Raw genomic sequence first — 6,313 nt, 5'->3', positions numbered from 1 at the left:
TCTACACGATCCCGCTGGTGCTGCGGCTGACGGGCAGGCTGGACCGCGAGGCGCTGCGCGCCGCGGTCGCCGACGTGGCCCGGCGGCACGAGACGCTGCGCACCGTCTTCCCCGCCCGGGAGGACCGGCCGGCGCAGCGGGTGCTGGAGACGGCGCCGGAACTGACGGTGACCGAGGTCGACGAGGCGGAGCTGGACGCCGCGATCCGGCGGACGGTGCTTCGGCCGTTCGATCTGGCGTCGGAGCCGCCGATGCGGGCGGAGCTGTTCACGCTGCCCTCCGGAGGGGACGCGCGGGCCGTACGGCCCCCGGGGAGCGCCGTACGGCCCGCCGGGACCGTGGAGCCCTCCGGCGCGATCTCGGGACCGGACGGGACCGCGGGACCCTCCGACGCGGCCTCGGGACCGGCCGGGGGCTCGGAACCCGATGACGGCGGCGGACACGTACTCGTGATGGCGTTCCATCACATCGCGATCGACGGGTGGTCCCTCGGCCCCCTGGAGCGGGACCTGGCCACCGCCTACGCCGCGCGGGCACGCGGCGAGGAGCCCGGCTGGGCGCCGCTGCCGATCCGCTACAGCGACTACACGCGCTGGCAGCGCGAGCTGCTCGGCGACCCCGCCGACCCGGGCAGCCTGATGAGCGAGCAGACCGCCCACTGGCGCACCGCGCTGACCGGACTACCCGACGAGATCGCGCTGCCCGCCGACCGGCCCCGCCCCGCGACGAGCGGGCACCGGGGCGAGGCGGTGTCCCTGAGCCTGTCCCCCGAGCTGCACGCCCGGCTGCTGGCGGTGGCCCGGGGCGGTCAGACGACGCTGTTCATGGCGTTGCAGGCCGGGCTGGCCGCACTGCTGACCCGGCTGGGCGCGGGCACCGACGTACCCATCGGCGCACCCGTGGCAGGCCGCACCGACGAGGCACTGACCGACCTCGTCGGCTTCTTCACCAACACGCTGGTGCTGCGCACCGACACATCCGGAGACCCGACCTTCCGCGAACTGCTCGCCCGGGTCCGCGAGACCGACCTGGCCGCCTTCGCCAACCAGGACGTGCCGTTCGAGCGGCTCGTGGAGGCGCTGAACCCGCCCAGGGTCTACAGCCGCCCGCCGCTGTTCCAGGTGATGCTGGCCCTGCTCAACACGCCCGGCGCGGACGCCGGGCTTCCCGGGCTGACGATGGCGCTGGATCCGGCGTACTCGCTGTACGGGTTCGGCGGCGCCAAGTGCGACCTGCTGCTGGGCCTGACCGAGGACACCACCGCCGACGGCGCCCCTGCCGGGGTGGAGGGTGTGCTGCAGTACGCCGTCGACCTGTTCGACCGGGCCACCGCCGAGATGATCGCGGCGCGGCTGGTGCGGCTGCTGGAGGCGGTCGCCGCCGACCCCGACACGCCGATCGGCGCGGTGGACCTGCTCGATCCCGCCGAACGCCGCCTGCTGCTCACCGGATGGAACGACACCGCCGCCCCCACCCCGCCCGGCAACCTCGCCGAACTGTTCGAGGCGCGGGTCGCGGCGGACCCCGGCGCCGAGGCGGTCGTCTGCGGCGACCTGCGCCTGAGCGCGGCCGAGCTCAACGGCCGGGCCAACGCCCTGGCCAGACGCCTCCTCACCGCCGGAGTGACCGCGGAGACCCCCGTCCTGGCCCTGCTGAACCGCTCCGCCGACGTCATCGTCACCATGCTCGCCGTCGTCAAGGCCGGTGGCACCTACGTCCCCCTGCACTCCGCCCTTCCCCCGGCCCGGATGCGCTGGATCGCCGAACAGACCGGCGCGCCCATCCTCATCACCGACACCGCCGGCGCCGCCCACGACCTCACCCGCCACGTCGCCTCCCTGGTCGTCGGCGACGACACCGACCCGGAGAACCCCGGTCTGGAGATCGCCGCGGACCGGCTGGTGTACGCGATGTTCACCTCCGGCTCCACCGGCACCCCCAAGGGCGTCGCCGTCACCCACAAAAACATCCGCTCCTTCGCCACCGACCGCCTCTGGAAGGGCCCCGCCCACCGGCGGGTCCTGTTCCACACCGCCTCCTCCTTCGACGTGTCCATGTACGAACTATGGGTCCCCCTCCTCAACGGAGGCACCGTCGTCGTCGCGCCCCCCGGCATCGTCGACGCCACCACCCTCACCTGGGCCCTCGACGACGAACACGTCACCGCGATCTTCCTGTCCACCGGCCTGTTCAACACCCTGGCACCCGACCACCCCGGCCTGCTCGCCCGCGTCCCGGAGTTGTGGATCGCCGGCGAGGCCGCCTCCCCCGCGACCGTGGAACGGGTCCTGGCCGCCGGAGCCGGCACCGTCTTCAACGGCTACGGCCCCACCGAGACCACCGTCTACGCCACCGCCCACCCCATCACCACCCCCGGCCCCCCCGTCCCCATCGGCCGGCCCCTGGACAACACCCGCGCCTACGTCCTGGACCACCACCTCCAACCCGTCCCCCCCGGCGTCCCCGGCGAGCTCTACCTCGCCGGCGACCACCTGGCCCGCGGCTACCTCGGCCGGCCCGACCTGACCGCCGAACGCTTCATCGCGTGCCCGTACGGCGAACCCGGCACCCGGATGTACCGCACCGGCGACCTCGCCCGATGGCTGCCCGACGCCACCCTGGACTACCTCGGCCGCGCCGACGACCAAGTCAAGATCCGCGGCATCCGCATCGAACTCGGCGAGATCGAGAACGTACTGGGCCGCCATCCGGATGTGGCCCAGGCCGTCGTCCTCGCCCGGGAGGACCGGCCGGGAGAGCGGCGGCTGGTGGCCTACCTGGTCCCGCGCGCCACGGACACGGAGACGGGTGGAGGCTCCGGTACGAACACGGGCCCAGGCACAGGATCGGTCTCGGACACAGGCTCGTTCCCGGGTGAGGGCTCAGGTGAGGGCTCAGGTGAGGGATCGGAGGGCTTCGCCGCCCGGGTGCGGCGTTTCGCCGAGGACAACCTGCCCGCCTACATGGTCCCGGCGGCCCTCACCGTCATGGACACCCTGCCCCTCAACCACAGCGGCAAGGTCGACCGCCACGCCCTGCCCGCCCCGACCTGGCAGGACACCACCGCCACCGCCTTCGTCCCACCCCGCACCGACGCCGAACACCTCATCACCGACGTCTGGACCGACGTCCTGGACACCACCCGCATCGGCGTCCACGACGACTTCTTCGCCCTCGGCGGCAACTCCCTGCTCGCCATCAGGGTCCGTTCGCGCATCAGATCCGCGGTGGACCTGGAGATCCCGATCAACATGATCTTCGCCAACCCCACCGTCGAGAAGCTGGCCGACGCCGTGGAGGCACTGCTGATCGCCGACATCGAGGCGGGGGGCTAGGTCCCGTTCCGCCGGCCCTCGTCCGGCGGGGATCCCCGGCGCCCGGCACGCGTCGTACGGCCGTCGTGGCATACCGATCCGGTATGCCACGACGGTCACGACGGCCGGGCGGGCCGTACCGCCCGAAGGACGGCGGACGGCGGACGGCGGACGGCCGGGAAAGGCCGGTGGCCGGAGGAGACCGGGTGCCGGGGAAGCGTTCGGCCCCTCACCCTCCGGAGGAACCGGAGGGTGAGGGGCCGAGGGGCCGGACGGCCGGTCAGTCCTCGGAGCCCGGCACGCCGTACTCGGCGACCAGCACCGCGCGGGCCAGGGCGTGGTGGTTGATCGTGCCGCTGAAGACGGCGGCCGTCTGGTCGGGGGTGACCTCGATGCTCTCGACCCCGAGGGCGTGCACGGCGAAGACGTAGCGGTGGGCCGGGCCGGGGGGCGGGGCGGCTCCGCCGAAGTCGAAGGTGCCGTAGTCGTTGCGGCCGTGCAGGGCGCCCTTGGGCAGCCCCTCCATGTCGCCGCTGCCCGCGCCGCGCGGCAGCTCGGTCACGTCGGCCGGGATGTCGGCCAGCACCCAGTGCCACCAGCCGCTGCCGGTGGGGGCGTCGGGGTCGAAGCAGGTCACGGCGTAGCTCTTCGTCCCGGCCGGTGCGCCGGACCAGCGCAGGTGCGGGGAGACGTTGCCGGCTTCGTAGACGTGCGCGTCGGGAAGCACCCCGCCGTGCGCCAGATCGTCGCTGGCGACCGTGAAAGCCGGCACCTGTCGCAGATATTCGTATGGCATGGGCGCGCGACCGGCCATCATTCCCCCGTCTTCGTTCCGGACTCCTGGCTGACGGGATCTTGGTCACTTTCCCCCTCACTGTCAAGGGTTGACACCCCTCGGCACGCATAGGAGATACTCCGCATTCGGGGTGTTAGTGACTTAGATGGTGGGATCGGTCGCTTTCCGGCGATGTGCGGTAACCCTGCGTTCCGGTTGACAAAGACGTCCACAAGACCGCTTCCGAAAGCACGGAGTTTCCATGAGCAATCCGTTCGACGACGAGAACGGCAGTTACCTGGTTCTGGTGAACGCCGAGGGGCAGCACTCCCTCTGGCCGGCCTCCGCCGACGTTCCCAGCGGATGGGACATCGCGCACGAGAAGGACAGCCGGCAGGGCTGCCTGGACTTCGTCAACGCGAACTGGGCCGACATGCGGCCGCGCAGCCTTCGGGTGTCCTGAAAAGGACATAAAACCCCCAAAAAGGCTATTAACGCCCCGAAAAGGGCGTCGATTTTCTCCTCTCCGGGCGACTACCGCCACGAACCGCGTTCAGAACCGGGTATTCCGCGCGGCCGGACAGTGGCTGAGCAGCGCCTGGGTCATCGGTTCGGCTTTTCGCCCCATCGTGCCCTGGGCCCCCTGTGCCCTCGGGCCCTGAACCTGGAGATTCCGTGAACCCGAATTCCCTACGGCGGAGCCTCGCCGGGCTGTTCGAGGCGCGGGTGGCGGCGGCCCCCGGCGCCGAGGCGGTGGTCTGCGGCGAGGTCCGCCTGAGCGCGGCCGAGCTCAACGGCCGGGCCAACGCCCTGGCCCGCCGCCTGATCGCCGTCGGCGTCGGACCCGAATCACCCGTCGCGGTGCTCATGGAGCGCTCCGCCGACGTGGCGGTGGCGCTGCTGGCCGTCGTCAAGGCCGGCGGCGCCTACGTCCCGCTGCATCCGGCCTACCCGGCCGCCCGTCTGCGGGCGATACTCGGCCAGGCGGGCGTGCGGATCCTGCTGACCGACAGGGCGCACGCCGGCCACGAGCCGCCCGGGAACGTCACCTCCCTGGTCGTGGGCGACGACACCGACCCGGAGAGCCCCGGCCTGGACATCGCCGCCGACCGGCTGGCGTACGTGATGTTCACCTCCGGCTCCACCGGCGCGCCCAAGGGCGTGGGCGTCACCCACGGCAACGTCGCCGCCCTCGCCGCCGACCACCGTTGGCGCGGGCACGACCGTGTGCTGTCGCACTCCTCGTTCGCCTTCGACGCCTCCACCTACGAGCTGTGGGTCCCGCTGCTGAACGGCGGCACCGTGGTCATGGCTCCACCCGGCGCCGTCGACGCCGGGACGGTGGCCCGGATGCTGGACGACGAGCGGGTCACCGCGGTGTTCCTGACGACCGGCCTGTTCAACGTGCTCGCCGAGGAGGCGCCGGAGCTGCTGGCGCGGGTCCCCTTCCTGTGGAGCGGAGGCGAGGCGGCCCACCCCGCCGCGATGGAGCGGATCGTCCTCGCCGGAGGGTCCGCGCACAACGCCTACGGCCCCACCGAGAACACGACGTTCGCGGTCTCCCACCGGGTGGGGAGACCACCGGCGGGCACGGTCCCCATCGGCCGCCCGCTGGACGCCGTCGGCGCCCACGTCCTGGACGGGAACCTGCGGCCCGCCGACGAGGGCGAGCTGTACCTCACCGGGGAGCAGCTGGCGCGCGGCTACCTGGGCCGGCCGGACCTGACCGCCGAGCGCTTCGTCGCCTGCCCGTACGGCGAGCCGGGCACGCGGATGTACCGCACCGGCGACCTGGTGCGGCGCCTGCCCGGCGGTGACCTGGAGTTCGTCGGGCGTGCCGACGGCCAGGTGAAGATCCGCGGCTTCCGCATCGAGCTGGGCGAGATCGAGGCGACCCTCGCGCGGCACCCCGAGGTGGCCCAGGCCGTCGTCCTGGCCAGGGAGGACCACCCCGGCGACCGGCGGCTGACCGCCTACCTCGTCCCGCGCACCGCGGACACGAGCACGGGCACGGGCACGGACGCCGGGGAACTCGTCGACCGGGTACGGCGGGCGGCCGGGGAGACGCTGCCCGCCTACATGGTGCCGTCGGCGTTCGTCGTGCTGGCGTCACTGCCGCTCAACCACAACGGCAAGGTGGACCGCCGCGCGCTGCCCGCCCCGGAGACCACGACCTCCGGGACGGCCCCGCGCACCCCCGCCGAGGAACGGCTGTGCGCGCTGT

General features: G+C 72.9%; 4 protein-coding genes. 3 read left to right on the top strand and 1 reads right to left on the bottom strand.

Annotated features, from left to right (window positions below):
- Positions 1–8 precede the first annotated feature (8 nt).
- Entirely contained in the window at positions 9–3,335 is a 3,327-nt protein-coding gene (locus tag ACZ6W9_RS36860) for a non-ribosomal peptide synthetase (protein WP_470121852.1), read from the top strand.
- Positions 3,336–3,594: 259 nt separating this feature from the next.
- On the opposite strand, the gene ACZ6W9_RS36855 is transcribed toward ACZ6W9_RS36860, so the two are convergent.
- Positions 3,595–4,131, bottom strand: a complete 537-nt coding sequence (locus ACZ6W9_RS36855) for a YbhB/YbcL family Raf kinase inhibitor-like protein (RefSeq protein WP_389970961.1) — start codon at positions 4,129–4,131, stop codon at positions 3,595–3,597.
- A 220-nt stretch (positions 4,132–4,351) separates the two neighbouring features.
- Here ACZ6W9_RS36855 and ACZ6W9_RS36850 point away from each other — a divergent pair, with 220 nt between their 5' ends.
- Entirely contained in the window at positions 4,352–4,552 is a 201-nt protein-coding gene (locus ACZ6W9_RS36850) for an MbtH family protein (protein WP_389970958.1), read from the top strand.
- A 212-nt stretch (positions 4,553–4,764) separates the two neighbouring features.
- Positions 4,765–6,313 (top strand): amino acid adenylation domain-containing protein (locus tag ACZ6W9_RS36845; RefSeq protein ID WP_470121851.1); only part of this gene is annotated, 1,549 nt, incomplete at its 3' end.

Source organism: Streptosporangium sp. NPDC053982 (assembly GCF_055585205.1).
The sequence above is the reverse complement of the archived record's forward strand: the minus strand, read 5'-3'. Positions and strand labels throughout refer to the sequence as shown.